This window comes from Pseudoalteromonas piscicida, assembly GCF_000238315.3.
GTDB lineage: Bacteria > Pseudomonadota > Gammaproteobacteria > Enterobacterales > Alteromonadaceae > Pseudoalteromonas > Pseudoalteromonas piscicida.
In genome coordinates this window covers 425,658-439,654 of the sequence record NZ_CP011925.1, presented here as the reverse complement: position 1 = coordinate 439,654, position 13,997 = coordinate 425,658, and the positions used below count along the sequence as shown (strand labels likewise).

Sequence of the window (13,997 nt, the reverse complement as noted above, 5' to 3'; positions counted from 1 at the left end):
ATATATATAATAAGAATCACTCTCATTATCCATAGTAGTAGAACAATGAAAATTAACACGCTCTATGCTGCAGTGTGCCTCTCACTGCTTTCTCAAACCACCAGCGCCAATGAAAGCCAAAAAGATGAGTTAGAAAGAATAGAAGTTCAGGGCAGCCAATACAAAAGTACCGGAACAAAGTCGTCTTTAGCACCAATCAATGCGCCCTTTTCTATTTCTCATATAGATCAAGACACATTGCAGCTACGCCAAGCTGACTCGGTCAATGCTGCGTTGCGCTATGTTTCTGGTATCACACCAGAGAGCCGCAGCACAGTCACCATTTTTGACCAATACACTATTCGCGGTTTTGAATCTTATCGAAATTATTACGATGGCCTAGAACTGCAATCCAATAATCTTTGGAATTTATATCCTCAAGTTGATGCCTTTGCCACCGAAACCATTGAGGTGCTAAAAGGTCCAGCGTCAGCACTTTATGGCTCAGCACCGCCAGGTGGAATGGTTAACCAAATCGCAAAGCTTGCCAATGGCACTGAGCAAACCCAGGTTCGCCTAAGACTCGGTAGCAGAGCGCTCAAAGAAATCGGCGTTGATCATGGAGGTGTGATCACCGATGAATTAAGCTATCGCGCCATTGCGCTATCAAGAACAAGTGATGGCCAGCAAAAAACAACGGAAGAAGAACGCACTGTATTTGCACCTTCACTGCGCTGGCAACCAAACCGTGATACGGCGTTAACTGCACAGCTTTATTACCAAGACGATCCCAAAACCATACCATCTACCCCCTTACATAGTGTTGGTACACTCACTCGTGCAAGTTACGGTTATCTAGATGCCGATGCATTTGCAGGCGATATCAATTGGTCTAATTTTGATAGAACAACGCTAATGGCAGGGCTAAAGCTGGAGCATAATTTATCCGACGATTGGTCTTTATTTGCCAACTGGCGTTACACCGATGCAGAAGGCCTGCAGCAAAATACCTACAACCAAAACTTAACTGCTGATAGCGACACCATACTTGCCCGTGCAGCATATAAAACCGATGAAACGCAACATGGCTATGTTTTAGACAACCAATTGTCTACTCACTTTACGGTTGGCGACTCATCACATCACTTGCTCTTGGGTTTTGAATACAAAACCTTAAGCTCAACCGTAGGGTATTGGGATACACTTGGGACAGGCACACCAAGTATTAATCTTGCAGCGCCCAACTATGCAGCGTTTGATGTCAGCGCTTTGCCACTTAACTTCTATACCGAAGCGCACGATATTGAACAAAGTAACCGTGCGTTTTACATCCAAGACGAAGTGACAATATCAGCGCTAACCCTCTTGGCTGGTCTTAGATACGATAGTTTCACCAGTGATGTTACTGCTGATAAAAACTACGCTGGCACCGAGTGGCAAACGGAATCAAATATTGATGACACCCAACTCACCGGAAGAATTGCCGCACTTTATCAGCTGGATTCTGGTTGGCGACCTTACGTGAGCTATAGTCAGTCATTTGAGCCCGTTGCAGGAGAAGATAGCGTAACTCAACAAGCCTTCAAGCCAACTGAAGCAGAACAATGGGAACTTGGCGTTAAATATCAATCTCGCGATACACAGCTAACATTTGCGCTATTCGATCTCACCAAGCAGAACGAAATCATTAACAGCAAAGACTTTGTCACGAAAACCCAAGCCGGTGAAATCCAGTCCAAAGGTATTGAGCTTGAGGCTTCTCACACCGTTAATGAACAAGTTGATGTGCAGTTCAATGCCACGCACCTGGACCAGAAAGTCACTAAAAATGAATTAGACCACGATTTAGTGGGGAAACGCTTAGTGTGGGTTGCAGATAACACTGCTTCGCTATGGTTAAACTATTACCCAAGCCTGTTGAGTGCACTTAAAGTCAGTGTTGGTGCTCGGTATGTTGGCGAGAGTTATGTTGGTAAATACAACTCAGATACCGTGCCATCCTATACCTTATTCGACATCGCCTTTGACTATGAACTCAGCGAGCAAGCCAGGATCACCTTTAGCATTAGTAACCTCAGTGACAAGCGATACGTTGGCGCATGCTATGACGAAAGCAACTGCTGGATGGGGGCTGAGCGCAAAGCCGATATTGGTCTCCACTATCGTTTTTAGTCTCTCACCTAAGAGAGCTTACGAAAGGATTTAAAGGGACGGATGATTTAAACGGACACCCACCTTAACGCTCCAGCAAGCATTGAGGTGGGTGTCCTTATTAATTCATCTCTTTATTCATTCTCATTTAGCTTTAACTCAAAGGAAAACAATGCGTAAAACACTATTTAAATGGCACAGTGCAATGGCATTAATCGCGATACTGCCGCTCGCCGTTATGTCAGTCACAGGTAGCATGTTGGTGTTTAAATTCGAGATAGATAGCCTATTACTTCCAAAGCAAGCGACATTGACTTATCAGGACCAAAACGTCCAACGTCAGCCCATGAATGCGCTCGTTAACTATGTCGCAGACACCCATCCAAATTATGAAATTGGTAGCTGGGAAATATTCGATGACGGCTACGAAGCTGATAGAGTCTATTTATTAAAGCATGGCACAGACACGTGGTTTAAAACGTATCTGGATCCGTACGCAGGCAAAATGCTAAGCGAGCCTGTGGGTATTCACAGCGACTTTACCGATTTTATTCTTCACCTACATTACACCTTACTACTCGATGATGTGAGTAAAACCTTTCCACACATGGGTGTCGTTATCGGTTTAGCTGTGGCTATACTTTTTACCTTGCTTGGTGTTTCCGGCTTAGTGATATACCGGCGCTTTTGGCGGCGATTCTTTAGCTTTAGGCGACAAGCTCCTCGGCTCGTCATGATGAGCGACCTACATAAGGTAATTGGCATTTGGAGTGCGCCAGTATTGCTCGCGCTCGGCATTACTGGCGTTTACTTTAATGCAGTGGAGTATTATCACGAGGCTTTTGAACACCAAGAAGATGAGCACCATATTGTCAGCCACGCAATGTTTAATCACTCATTAGATTTTGATGCCATGATGACCCAAAGCCATCGTGCGGTTAACGGACTTAAACCAACCTACTGGCTATTTCCATTTGAGCCAGAGCAAACCAACATTACCATTTTTGGTAGCGTTGCCGATGCCAACCCGTTCATTAGTAACTATGCAGCAACGGTTAGCTTTGACGCGCAATCTGGTAAACAAACCTTTGCCTACGATATTCGAACGGCGTCTACTGTAGACCGGGTAATCGACAGTTTTAGAAAACTTCACTTTGGCCACTTTGCAGGGCTTACCAGTAAAGTAATTTGGTGCATTATGGGACTCGCCCCCGTATTGCTTGGTTTTACTGGGTTATATTTATGGTGGCAAAGAAAGCGTAAAAAACTCAAGAGTAAGAAAAACCGTCAACTCGCCTTAAGCTGACGGTTCAAGTTTCGATCCAAATCCGTTATTGTCGTTATTATCAGCAAATAACGAGCAATCACTATGAAACAACTTGGGCTAATTGGCGGTATGAGTTGGGAGTCAACACAAAACTACTACCAGCTTATCAATCAAACCGTTAAAGCAAAGCTTGGCGGGCTACACAGTGCTAAGCTTTGCTTGTATAGCGTCGACTTTGCCGAAATTGCAGAGCTTCAAGCAGCTGGTGATTGGCAGAAAATGACCACCATTTTGGCAGGCGCTGCTACGTCGTTGAAGCTTGCAGGCTCAGATGCCATTGTGATCTGTACCAACACCATGCATAAAATTTCAGATGAAATTAGCGCAGCGTCAGGATTACCGGTACTGCATATTGCCGACGCAACCGCGAAGCGACTTAAAGACGACGGCGTAAAACGCATCGCACTATTAGGTACGAGGTTTACGATGCAGCAAGACTTTTATAAAGCACGATTGCAAGACCTTCACGGCATTGAGGTCATAACACCTGATGGGGACCAGCAAGCTTTGGTTCACGACATAATTTATGACGAATTATGTTGCGGTGAAGTCAACGCAAGCTCAAGGCAAACTTATCTAGACATCATCGATGCACTCTATCAACAAGGGGCTGAAGGGGTAATTTTAGGTTGCACAGAAATAGGTTTGCTCGTTCAACAAGTGCATACTCAAGTTCCTCTTTACGACACTACCAAGCTTCATGCTGAAGCCGTTGTAGAGTGGTCACTTGGGGTAACGTCTTGCTTTATTTATGAGTAATATCAAACTTTGTTGTAATTAAAAAAATAACAACGAAATCGCTATTGTCGCGATTACTTGGCTCCTATAGAATAAAATCTCACTTACTCTAGGGCCTGTTGACCTTTGCTGTTTGATTTTTGTTCTCCTGAGTGTGTTTTGATCGCGACGCTCGACTTGTCGCCTAGTAATCTAGGCAAAAGTTGAGCAACAATGAACAAAGCGCACTCAGGGGAACCCAAAGGGCAGCGCTTGATTGGCATTTCTACTGTGTTATCGCCTAACTTACATAGAATAACTATGCTACGCAGGCTCTGCCTTGTATAAATACCAATCAAACTGCTGCAAAAACAAACTTGAAAGGTCAACAGGCCCTAATTAAATCAGGGATGTATTATGACCCAATACGACGAATATAAAGTTATCCATGTAGTTGAAGGTGGCTGCGGCACACTATTACTTGGCTCAAGTGGATTACCGTTAAAAAAGCTTGAAGCAACTTTAAATATGGAAGCGCAAGATGGCTGGCAGCTTGTTTTCCAAGTTATCGAAAACAAACGTTTTATGCTGTTTTGGAGCCGCGAAGCCGTGATCTTAACACTTGGTCGTAAACGTGCTTAAACGCTTTGCTCTGTCTGCCATTCGCCGCTATCAAGCGAATGGTGGAGCAAAAGCCCACTTCAATATAAGTTGTAATTTTACGCCGTCATGTTCTGAATATACCTATCAAGCAATCGAAAAATACGGCTTCTTTAAAGGCGTGCGTATCGGCTTTTGCCGTATCAAGCGCTGCAATGACCCAGATTGTATTGAAATAAAGTCAGACCCCCTACCGTAACCTAATCCTAGGAGTTTGCATGGACGAAATAGCATTAAGAGAACAAGAAGAAGCGTTGAGGAACCAAGTTGCTCAGCTAAGTCCTGAAGCGCGCAAGCAGTACTACCAACTAGAAGAACAGCTAGTAAAAGATCCTGATACTTACGCCGTACTCAATTACTTCTTTGCCGCAGGTTTACATCACTTTTATCTGGGTAAAACAGCACGAGGTGTAATTAACCTCACCTTGATGCTCTTAGGGCTTGTATTTATTCTCTTTTATGGCTGGGTTCTGCTAATTTTAGTGTGTTTAATTGAGCTACCTCAGTTATTTAACAGCCAAAAAATAGTGAGAAAATACAACATCGATGTAATGCGAGAAGTACTAGATGAGCTCAAAGATACACAACAGAATCAAGCAATCTAAAGAAACGCAGTGGCTTTGGATTATAGCGGCCACGGTTGTGGTCGTTTTATTTAGTGGTTATCAGTTTTATACCAAAGGCGTGCCTTACTTCGCTAAAGAGATCTCGGCCTCATTGCCCAAACAAATCTACCAAATCATCGACGAAGGAAGCCTAAACGAGCTAGATAACTCGGAATTTTCTGAATCAAAATTAAGTGAAATCAAACAGCAAGAGACTCGCGCTTTATTTGTCTCATTGCTTGGCGCCAATGCATCGAGTGAACGTGAATTTAAACTTGAATTTAGGCAGTGGAAAGATAAAGCCAACGCCATGGCATTGGCCAATGGTACCATTGTGATCACCGATAACATGGTCGAACTAGCATCGACTCAGCAAGAGCTTAGCGCAGTGTTACTCCACGAGATTGGTCATGTCGAGCATAATCACGTAATGGAATCTCTTGTGAGCTCGTCTATCGTATTTGTCAGTTTGAGTGTCGTATTGGGTGACATCTCTGCGCTCTCAGATCTTATGATGCAGGGCGCAATGTTAGGCATCAACCAAAATTACTCTCAGCACGCTGAACTCGAGGCTGATTTGTACGCGCACAACAAGCTAATGACGCTGTATGGTAATAATGATGCGATGATCTCTATATTCGAAAAACTCGCCAAGGAAAGCGACGAACAGCATAGTTGGTTAAGCACACACCCAAGCTTTGAGCAACGCATCGAGCAGCTCAAACAAACCCCATGATCCTTAATGAATTTAATCATATGCTCTTTGTTGAATCTGCACGACTTGAACAATACTGTAAAGTCCACTGAGTGTTGGGTAAATTAGTTTTCCTCGATCGTCTACCATTTTCCAATCAGTTCTGCACGACCCTGGTAGCGATGGTGTTTTGAAGGTGACCTCTAAATCTATGACTTCTCCTGGTGCAGTTTCTGGGATAGGTATTCGATTTGGACTTTGACATAAGCCTTGTGAAGCAATCGTCATACGCTGTAAATAACGCCCTGACCACATCACCCCTCCACCATTTTTAATACGTCAAATTTTAACAAACTCAGTATTAACCGGTATTGCTGTCCCATCGGGAATTGTCACGTCTTTGACAAAGATCGGAATATCTTGGATTTCTGAATTCGTTGAATACCTAGACTCAACAACAAGTGGTTTAATATCTTCAAACAGATACGATAAAAGCAACACACTGAGGAAAATGATAGTGATCAAAGTGCGTTTCCAGGTAATCGCTTTATGGTTTTTGGTTACTTTGCCTGCATAATGTGGTGCCTCTTTTCTTACTGGGGACTTATTACATATTAAGTCCTCAAGCTCTTCCTCACTTACACTTAAAAGCTGAGCAAGATATTTACGAATATGCTCATTCAGAGGGCGCTTACCTGCCAATACTTTATAAAAGTGGGATTGGCTACATTGACAGTCGTAGATCACTTGTTTCATTTGCATGCTACGAGCTTTCGCACTTTGTCTTATTTTATCCTTTAAATTCGACACGCATCTAACACAAAAACAAAAATATAACACAATTATATCATATGTAACAAAAACACATAACCAACTGTTTTTAGTGGTTATAATTTTTCTTTATAACAACGACTCTTTCGGACAGATGCTCGGACACACAATTCCACGCTCTGCGAGAGTGTGATATGTCATGATATTTCTCGTTCAATTCAAACCGAAGGAATAACAGCTATGAAAAAAAGTCGGAATTTAAAGCAATCAATCTTGTTAGCCTCAATCGGATTTTTTGCATCGCAATCACAAGCAGTTGACTACTGCGGTGGACAAACCTCTATTAATAACCCTTTTCCTTGTTGTACATCTGCAGATGAAGTAGAAGGAAATTGCACTTGGTTCGCTTGGAAAAAAGCAAAAGATGTATGGGGTCACTCATTACAATTAAACGATTACCCCAGACATGCATATCGTTGGGATGTCGACTCTTATAAGGCCATCAATAAATCATCAGGCTATATTTACAGAAGAGAGCCCGCATTAAACAGTGTTGCTATCAGAGATAGTCGTAATGGAGATTACGGACATGTTGCTTGGGTGGCAAATATTGATGGTAACAATCTCACAGTGCAAGAACAAAACTGCGAGTCGAATAATCAGTATCCTAATGGCATAGTGCGTAATCGCAGTTTTTTTAATAATTATCTGCTAGGTATGCGAGTACAAGACTTTTGGGTGAGCGGACACAGAATAGCAGCCGATCCTGATGCAACAATATCTAGACCAAACTTTGACGCCCAATTTAAAGTTAAGAACATAACGAATAGTACCCCGTACCATTTTAGGCATATCGCTTTGGCAGTACATGACGCAAATGGTAACTTTTTGTTTAATATGAAGAAGTATGACTCTTCAAACCGTTCATCAGATGCTATTTATACATTGTCTGAGTTAAGTGACAATAATTATGCGCTATCGGGAGGGGAAATTTCTAGGAGCGCTCGCGCAGTTGCCTATTTCAATCAACCAGGACAATTTCGTGTTGTAGCGAAGATCAGGTGGATTGACAACTCTTGGACAGAAGTCGGACATCAAGATATCACTGTTGAGTAGCTAAATAACACCTATTGATATTAAAAAGAGCTGACTATAATCAATCAGCTCTTTTTTGATATATCTACATTACAACGCCAGCATTAAAATCTCTTTCGCCTTCGCTAAATCAATATCGCCGTGCTCACCTAATGCCGTCATGCCGTTCTTTTCTAGATTAGCGATAACTTCTTGTACTGCTTTTTCGTCTAATTGGTAATCAGCTAAACGTGTTTGCACCGCCATCGACTCAAAAAAGTCTTGAACTGCTTTTATCGTTTGGTCAATTTGCTGTGCTTCGTCTGCGACTGTAATACCAAATACACGCTCACCAAGTTGCTTGATTTTCTCGGCTTTTTTGTCTCGTTGCACATACATCACAGCAGGCAATACAATCGCAAGCGTTTGCGCGTGGTCAAGGTTATACAATGCCGTTAGCTCGTGACCAATCATATGCGTTGACCAATCCTGTGGTACGCCTTGACCAATAAGGCCATTTAGCGCCATAGTTGCAGACCACATCACGTTTGCCCTTACATCATAATTGTTAGGCTCGCTTAACGCCTTTGGCCCTTCGCTGATAAGCGTTTGTAAAATACCTTCTGCGAATCTGTCTTGCAGTGGCGCATTTACTGGATACGTTAAATACTGCTCAATCACGTGAACAAACGCATCCACTACCCCATTACTCACTTGGCGAGGCGGCAGTGAATAGGTGTATTCTGGGTCAAGTACCGCAAACTGCGGCTGCACTGTTGGTGACGAAAACGCACGCTTTTGCGAGGTTGCCTTTTTAGTAACCACTGAGTTGCCGTTACTCTCAGAGCCAGTCGCAGGTAAAGTAAGCACAGCACCAATCGGCAATGGGTTGCTAAAGCTTGCGCCTTTTACCAAAATGTCCCAAGGCTCACCGTCAAAATTAAAAGCTGCCGCCACAAACTTTGCGCCGTCAATCACACTGCCGCCACCAACCGCAAGAATAAAGTTCACATCATTTTGCTTTGCCGTCGCGACCGCTTGCATTAGCGTTTCGTATGTTGGGTTTGGCTCCACGCCACCAAATTCCACAACCTCAACACCTGTCAATGCGCTCATGGCTTGGTCGTATACGCCATTGTTTTTAATCGAACCACCGCCGTACAGTAGCAGCACCTTTGCAGCCTCTGGTAAACGTGAGGTGATTTCACTCATTTGGCCTTTACCAAAAAGAATTTCGGTTTGATTTTTAAATACAAAATTAAGCATGTTCAATTCCTTACTGTTTAATATTCGGTTCTTTCGCTAACATTTCTAGCAGCTTTTCTGCTAGTAATGTGTCTGAAAACGGGTTTTGCCCTGTAATTAGCTCTCTATCAACAACCACTTTTGGCTGCCATGCATTTGCAAACTGCATTTTTCCTCCAGCCTGAGACATAGCTGCTGCTGGGTAAAAGTTGAGCTTTTCGCCATTTAACGTGCTTTCAAATACTTGTTCTTCTGGGTTCGAAAATATCGTCATTTGATATCCGTCATAAATCCAGTTTTTCGCTTGAACAGGTGACGGTGTTGTTAAACTCTTATAATACGCTTTTGGTTCACTTTGTGCCGAAAGCAACGTAATCGGGCCATGGCAAATCGCGGCTGTTGGTTTATTCTCACGGTTAAAATGGCGCAAAATTTCACCCACCTGCGGATTATTCGCCAAATCAATTAACGGTGCGTGTCCGCCTGGAATAAATACCGCATCAAATTCGTCTAACCCCGCAGCAAGGATCTCGCTAAAACTTGCGGTATCATTAATATCTGGCAGGTTAGCAATAAATTTTTTGATGCTTTGTAATTTAGTCTCATCACCGCCAAAGTAATCAACCGTCACTGATTTTTGATCAACAGCAGGGGCATTGCCTTTTGGTGTTGCTAATACCAGTTTATATCCAGCATCCACCAATGCCTTTGCTGGGATCCCAAACTCATTGAGATAATAACCTGTTTCTATTGTCTCACCACTGGCAAGTTCCATCGAGGTTTCGCTCGAAAGTAACACTAACACCTCACCTTCACTTGCATGAGCGCTAAGCGTAAGTGCTGCACCCAATAACGATGACACCCAGCCCAACGTATTCACTATACCCTTTTTCATCCCGGCTCCTCATACCAGTTCAATATCGACAAGTTTAGGCGATTTGCGGATACAGGAGAATTCGGATAAATTGGTAGGAGCAATCAGAATATTTATGGCTCGAGTGTTTTATGTCTCATCTCACCCAACTAAAAACCTTTGTGGAAGTATACCGCTGCAAAAATATCACCAAGGCAGCGGCCAACTTGGGGATGTCGCAGCCAGCTGTCACTGCACATATTCAAACCATGGAAGCGGTAGTAGGAAAAGCCTTGTTTGAACGTCAAGCACGAGGTGTAAAGCCAACGCCAACAGCACATGACTTAGCGCTGCAGGTGTCTGGTCATATTGATATTTTAGAGCAGAAGATCACCTCAATTAGAGCGCGCTCCAATGCGGTGTTTGGCACACTAAATATTGCTGGCCCCGCGGAGTATTTAAGCTTTGTCTCCGGTCCACAAATCGCCAACTTATTGCAAGCGGGCAACATTAACGTGGTCCTTCATATTGGCAATAAAATTAACATTTTCGACGCACTAATAAACGACACCGCAGACATCGCCATTGCCGCCTCTGCGCCAGATCCCACAACCTTTGACTATCTCGTTCTAGACAAAGAGCAATTGTGGCTAGTGATGAACCGTTTAGAGGGCCGAGAAATTCAAGACAGCGATATTACCGCCGACTTACTCTCAAGCTATAACGTCGTCACGTACGATCAAGACTTACCTTTAGTAAGACAATACTTTGACCGTGTATTTAATGCGAGCTGCAACTCTAACGTCATCGCTATTTGTCCAGACATTAGAGCAATTGCTAACATTATTCGCTCTGGAATAGGTTACTCCGTCCTCCCCGATTATCTCTGCCGAGATCTCATAAAAGCAGGTGAACTGATCCAACTTGGCCCCGTAGGCCCTGAAAACAACATCTATTTGGTATGGAAAAAGGGCGCGTTAAAACACCCTCGCATTGCTTTTGCGAAAGATGTGATCTCCGCCTTTGCTAATATTAATTATCTTTCGAATTAAAAAGTTGTAAAAAAATTATTTTCCGCAGATTTCTGCTGAGAATTCCTGTTACTTTGCTGTAAATTAAAAGAGACGGGTTGGAACAACAATGGACTATCAAAGCCAATATCGTGACTTAACTATTTATTACGACGCACTAAAAAAAGCAACAAAGCAAAGTGAAGCGGTACCAGACACCACAGAAAAATGGCTGGCACTCGTAGAAACGACCTTATTTGAACTACAAGAGCTTGCCCATATGGAAAAAGCTTATATGCAAAAATCAAGAACGATGAATAACCTAATTGAGTTGGTGTACTCCAGTGCCCCAAGCATGGACTAGCAACTAAAGGTTATTGCTGTTGAGTTTTGCATTGACAAGAGTGCTACTACTAGCACTCTTTTTTTCGCTAGAAATAGAGTTAAAGTTTGAAAAGAAATTAGCAACTTAAGCTTTACGGCGCAGATAACCTGCGAAAAATCATAATATTATGTGTGCTGCTGATAGGCCTTCAATGTAGCAAATATCTCCTCAGACAGTTCTGCAAACACACCGTGGATCCGCTCAGATAGCGCTTTTACATTGTCGAAATCAGGGTCAGCAAGCATTAAAATTTCAAAGATTGACCACTCAGGCATTACATCTCGATTCACCCACCTAACCCCCTGTAACTTTGTCCAATAATCAATCTGAACATCTTTTGTTTGCCCAAGGAGCCAAAGTTCGAATCGCACCTCTTGATGGTTCAACACCACTGCCAATTTAAGTTTGTGCTTTTTAAGGTAATCGTTTTGTAGATAAAAGTATGTAAAGTCAATATATCCGTGTAACACGTTTGCGACTGTAAACTGGCCTTTATACTGCTTACTGAATTCAGCTCTGAGACTTTGAACAATAGAGACGAGATCCTTATAGGTTCTCTGCAGTTCGCCACTTGCAAATGCCATTTTATAGGCAAGAATTCGAGCACTAAGACTTTTATTAGACATGTTGTCCTCTGAGTTTTTTAGGCACATAGACAAAGTGACCCACACAGGAAGCTAGCTTTGCAAAGAGCCTAAGTCATCATTAATTGTCAAATGTCGAATGGTGCTTCATATACGCCAAGCTATGGTGTAAGTAAAAGAAGCGGGCTGTTTTGAACTATTGGCATAACTATAGTGCTAAGTTATACTTAAGAAGTCAAACAAGAGGTGTATTTATGGCTATTACTTCGGTGAAAAAAGCAAAAAATGTTCAAACATTTATACCTAAAATGAGCAACTTTGAAATAAGCGCTAAATACGAAGGTCTAAGCTTTAAAAAAGAGAGCGTGAGCAAATCAATTGCTGATTTAAAAGCAAAATATGCGAGATAAATACGGCGTTGCTCAGGATAGTTATTGTTATCCAAAATCTGACGTACTAGTTAATAAGCTTAATATTACAGATGCAAATGAGTTAGCGGAAGCTGAGCTAGCGTTTACCGCCTTTAGATATAGTAAATACTCTTCTAAAATCAAATCCCTCTACCAATTTAGTTTAAATCATTTACGACATCTCCACTGGTATTTATTTCAAGATGTATATGATTGGGCTGGTGAGATTAGAACTGTTGACATTTCCAAAGGAGAAACTCGGTTTTGTACTTGTTCACGAATCAATGTTGAAGTACAAAAGCAGTTCCAGCAAATTGAAACATTGGATATAAACGCAGCTAAACCAGAAATCTTAGCCCAGCTTGCGGATATCTACTGTGAATTAAATATTATTCATCCCTTTAGAGAGGGCAATGGTAGAACTCAACGTTTTTTCTTTGAAGAGCTACTATTTTTCTTAGGCTTTTCTGTCAATTGGCCAGACATATCAAAAGATGAATGGGTTCAAGCAAATATAGATGGCTATTACGGTAATTTAAATCCACTAAACACCATCCTAACACTCGCGACGAGATAGCTTACCCCATACGTTTAATGCCTGAATTGTAGCGAGTGCTAATCCACATACAGCACGATATGTTAACAGCCCTATTTTGGTGCTGACTCAAGATACCCAACTTGTAGCGGAGCATTTCTTCGAGCTATAAACCCGATATAAAGTACCGCGACACACAGCAACATAGGCACTGATTTCAAGTAAGCAAAATAGTCATAAAAGAAGGTTACTTCCCAGAACATCTTTGCGGTTTCTTCGTTTATACCTAAATGCTCCAGATTGCGCAGAAAGTTCTCCATTAACGCAAAAAAATCTATTAACGCTACTAAGGTCAAAACTAAGAAATGTAATGGCCCCTCCGCATAGTTTTTTTCAAACACAGAGGCACTTCTTCCTCGGGTAAGCAACACCGCAAAAGCCATCCGATGTTTTAGCAAAAAGAGTAATAAAAGGCTGAGCGAAAATTGAATGGTGAACGCACAGATATTCTTATGATATCCACTATCAAGAATTGGGAAAATAACATTTACCAGCGCATAAACAGCTACCGTTGAACACAAAAATACTACTACAAAGCAAAGCGTCAACAGCTGACTATTTTTGTCTTTGTAAGAGTAAAAGAACAAAACCAATAATAAGATAAATAAAGTAGATTCAAAAATAATTACGCCAAAAGCCGATCCCAAGATTAGCGTAAGAATACTGCCTTTGTCCTTCATATTGTCTGGATACAGTCGTGAGAGCGCTTCGGTATCATCTAAAATATCAGCGAGTTTGACTCTACATAAGTCAGCAAACTTCATTAACGTACCAAGCTTGAAGGAACTAACACCATTGAGATAGTTGTCTAGCGTTCGCATGCCAATCCCGAGGTGGCGGCATATATCTTCTCGTGACATCCCGCGTTTATGCTTGAGGCCCTTTATCAATAGCCCTATGCGCTGGCTTACTTCGTACTCTTCTGGCGTTTGCATCG

General features: G+C 42.2%; 18 protein-coding genes. 12 read left to right on the top strand and 6 right to left on the bottom strand.

Annotated features, from left to right (window positions below):
• Positions 1–45 precede the first annotated feature (45 nt).
• From PPIS_RS21520 to PPIS_RS21490, 7 genes are all read left to right on the top strand, one after another.
• The gene (locus PPIS_RS21520) at positions 46–2,151 is read left to right on the top strand and encodes a TonB-dependent siderophore receptor (RefSeq protein WP_010369812.1); all 2,106 of its coding nucleotides are present in this window, start codon (positions 46–48) and stop codon (positions 2,149–2,151) included.
• A gap of 151 nt (positions 2,152–2,302) precedes the next feature.
• Positions 2,303–3,436 carry a PepSY-associated TM helix domain-containing protein gene (locus PPIS_RS21515; protein WP_010369814.1) on the top strand — a complete coding sequence of 378 codons (1,134 nt, stop codon included), beginning with the start codon at positions 2,303–2,305 and terminating at the stop codon, positions 3,434–3,436.
• 63 nt (positions 3,437–3,499) lie between these two features.
• Positions 3,500–4,216 (top strand): aspartate/glutamate racemase family protein, encoded by a 717-nt coding sequence (locus tag PPIS_RS21510; protein WP_010369817.1) that lies wholly within the window; start codon positions 3,500–3,502, stop codon positions 4,214–4,216.
• A 375-nt stretch (positions 4,217–4,591) separates the two neighbouring features.
• Positions 4,592–4,816: a DUF4177 domain-containing protein gene (locus tag PPIS_RS21505; RefSeq protein WP_010369821.1), complete on the top strand. Its 225-nt coding sequence runs from the start codon at positions 4,592–4,594 to the stop codon at positions 4,814–4,816.
• On the top strand, positions 4,809–5,033 hold the full coding sequence (gene yidD / locus PPIS_RS21500; protein WP_010369825.1) for a membrane protein insertion efficiency factor YidD: 225 nt from the start codon (positions 4,809–4,811) through the stop codon (positions 5,031–5,033). The genes PPIS_RS21505 and yidD overlap by 8 nt, the downstream gene beginning before the upstream one ends.
• Positions 5,034–5,052: 19 nt before the next feature.
• Entirely contained in the window at positions 5,053–5,439 is a 387-nt protein-coding gene (locus tag PPIS_RS21495; protein WP_010369828.1) for a TM2 domain-containing protein, read from the top strand.
• Positions 5,402–6,175, top strand: a complete 774-nt coding sequence (locus PPIS_RS21490) for a M48 family metallopeptidase (RefSeq protein WP_010369831.1) — start codon at positions 5,402–5,404, stop codon at positions 6,173–6,175. Before PPIS_RS21495 ends, PPIS_RS21490 begins: the two co-directional genes overlap by 38 nt.
• 12 nt (positions 6,176–6,187) lie before the next feature.
• On the opposite strand, the gene PPIS_RS21485 is transcribed toward PPIS_RS21490, so the two are convergent.
• Both PPIS_RS21485 and PPIS_RS21480 read right to left on the bottom strand, forming a co-directional pair.
• On the bottom strand, positions 6,188–6,469 hold the full coding sequence (locus tag PPIS_RS21485) for an NBR1-Ig-like domain-containing protein (protein WP_276324805.1): 282 nt from the start codon (positions 6,467–6,469) through the stop codon (positions 6,188–6,190).
• 3 nt (positions 6,470–6,472) lie between these two features.
• Complete coding sequence (locus PPIS_RS21480; protein ID WP_010369836.1) at positions 6,473–6,895, bottom strand: hypothetical protein; 423 nt, start codon at positions 6,893–6,895, stop codon at positions 6,473–6,475.
• A gap of 249 nt (positions 6,896–7,144) precedes the next feature.
• Here PPIS_RS21480 and PPIS_RS21475 point away from each other — a divergent pair, with 249 nt between their 5' ends.
• Positions 7,145–8,020 (top strand): CHAP domain-containing protein, encoded by an 876-nt coding sequence (locus PPIS_RS21475; protein ID WP_010369837.1) that lies wholly within the window; start codon positions 7,145–7,147, stop codon positions 8,018–8,020.
• Between the two features lie 69 nt (positions 8,021–8,089).
• Here PPIS_RS21475 and PPIS_RS21470 read toward each other — a convergent pair whose 3' ends face one another.
• Together PPIS_RS21470 and PPIS_RS21465 are read right to left on the bottom strand one after the other, a co-directional pair.
• Positions 8,090–9,244 carry an iron-containing alcohol dehydrogenase gene (locus PPIS_RS21470; protein WP_010369839.1) on the bottom strand — a complete coding sequence of 385 codons (1,155 nt, stop codon included), beginning with the start codon at positions 9,242–9,244 and terminating at the stop codon, positions 8,090–8,092.
• Positions 9,245–9,254: 10 nt separating this feature from the next.
• Positions 9,255–10,118 (bottom strand): type 1 glutamine amidotransferase domain-containing protein, encoded by an 864-nt coding sequence (locus PPIS_RS21465; protein WP_010369840.1) that lies wholly within the window; start codon positions 10,116–10,118, stop codon positions 9,255–9,257.
• Positions 10,119–10,228: 110 nt separating this feature from the next.
• Between PPIS_RS21465 and PPIS_RS21460 the strand changes: the two genes are divergently transcribed.
• Together PPIS_RS21460 and PPIS_RS21455 are read left to right on the top strand one after the other, a co-directional pair.
• Positions 10,229–11,128, top strand: coding sequence for a LysR family transcriptional regulator (locus PPIS_RS21460; RefSeq protein WP_010369842.1), 900 nt, complete (start codon positions 10,229–10,231; stop codon positions 11,126–11,128).
• An 88-nt stretch (positions 11,129–11,216) separates the two neighbouring features.
• Positions 11,217–11,450, top strand: a complete 234-nt coding sequence (locus PPIS_RS21455) for a hypothetical protein (RefSeq protein WP_010369844.1) — start codon at positions 11,217–11,219, stop codon at positions 11,448–11,450.
• A 146-nt stretch (positions 11,451–11,596) separates the two neighbouring features.
• On the opposite strand, the gene PPIS_RS21450 is transcribed toward PPIS_RS21455, so the two are convergent.
• Entirely contained in the window at positions 11,597–12,097 is a 501-nt protein-coding gene (locus PPIS_RS21450) for a DUF7000 family protein (protein WP_010369845.1), read from the bottom strand.
• A 212-nt stretch (positions 12,098–12,309) separates the two neighbouring features.
• On the opposite strand from PPIS_RS21450, the gene PPIS_RS25215 reads away from it, so the two are divergent.
• Complete coding sequence (locus PPIS_RS25215) at positions 12,310–12,465, top strand: hypothetical protein (protein ID WP_019647296.1); 156 nt, start codon at positions 12,310–12,312, stop codon at positions 12,463–12,465.
• Positions 12,455–13,042 carry a Fic/DOC family protein gene (locus PPIS_RS21445; RefSeq protein WP_010369848.1) on the top strand — a complete coding sequence of 196 codons (588 nt, stop codon included), beginning with the start codon at positions 12,455–12,457 and terminating at the stop codon, positions 13,040–13,042. Before PPIS_RS25215 ends, PPIS_RS21445 begins: the two co-directional genes overlap by 11 nt.
• Positions 13,043–13,113: 71 nt before the next feature.
• Here PPIS_RS21445 and PPIS_RS21440 read toward each other — a convergent pair whose 3' ends face one another.
• Positions 13,114–13,995: a helix-turn-helix domain-containing protein gene (locus tag PPIS_RS21440; protein WP_010369851.1), complete on the bottom strand. Its 882-nt coding sequence runs from the start codon at positions 13,993–13,995 to the stop codon at positions 13,114–13,116.
• Positions 13,996–13,997 lie beyond the last annotated feature (2 nt).

Coding starts and splice junctions, on each gene's coding strand:
- PPIS_RS21475 (WP_010369837.1), top strand. CDS start 7,145: ATGAAAAAAAGTCGGAATTTAAAGCAATCAATCTTGTTAGCCTCAATC.
- PPIS_RS21445 (WP_010369848.1), top strand. CDS start 12,455: ATGCGAGATAAATACGGCGTTGCTCAGGATAGTTATTGTTATCCAAAA.
- PPIS_RS25215 (WP_019647296.1), top strand. CDS start 12,310: ATGGCTATTACTTCGGTGAAAAAAGCAAAAAATGTTCAAACATTTATA.
- PPIS_RS21520 (WP_010369812.1), top strand. CDS start 46: ATGAAAATTAACACGCTCTATGCTGCAGTGTGCCTCTCACTGCTTTCT.
- PPIS_RS21440 (WP_010369851.1), bottom strand. CDS start 13,995: ATGCAAACGCCAGAAGAGTACGAAGTAAGCCAGCGCATAGGGCTATTG.
- PPIS_RS21455 (WP_010369844.1), top strand. CDS start 11,217: ATGGACTATCAAAGCCAATATCGTGACTTAACTATTTATTACGACGCA.
- PPIS_RS21450 (WP_010369845.1), bottom strand. CDS start 12,097: ATGTCTAATAAAAGTCTTAGTGCTCGAATTCTTGCCTATAAAATGGCA.
- PPIS_RS21465 (WP_010369840.1), bottom strand. CDS start 10,118: ATGAAAAAGGGTATAGTGAATACGTTGGGCTGGGTGTCATCGTTATTG.
- PPIS_RS21510 (WP_010369817.1), top strand. CDS start 3,500: ATGAAACAACTTGGGCTAATTGGCGGTATGAGTTGGGAGTCAACACAA.
- PPIS_RS21505 (WP_010369821.1), top strand. CDS start 4,592: ATGACCCAATACGACGAATATAAAGTTATCCATGTAGTTGAAGGTGGC.
- PPIS_RS21515 (WP_010369814.1), top strand. CDS start 2,303: ATGCGTAAAACACTATTTAAATGGCACAGTGCAATGGCATTAATCGCG.
- PPIS_RS21495 (WP_010369828.1), top strand. CDS start 5,053: ATGGACGAAATAGCATTAAGAGAACAAGAAGAAGCGTTGAGGAACCAA.
- PPIS_RS21480 (WP_010369836.1), bottom strand. CDS start 6,895: ATGCAAATGAAACAAGTGATCTACGACTGTCAATGTAGCCAATCCCAC.
- PPIS_RS21470 (WP_010369839.1), bottom strand. CDS start 9,244: ATGCTTAATTTTGTATTTAAAAATCAAACCGAAATTCTTTTTGGTAAA.
- PPIS_RS21460 (WP_010369842.1), top strand. CDS start 10,229: ATGTCTCATCTCACCCAACTAAAAACCTTTGTGGAAGTATACCGCTGC.
- PPIS_RS21490 (WP_010369831.1), top strand. CDS start 5,402: ATGAGCTCAAAGATACACAACAGAATCAAGCAATCTAAAGAAACGCAG.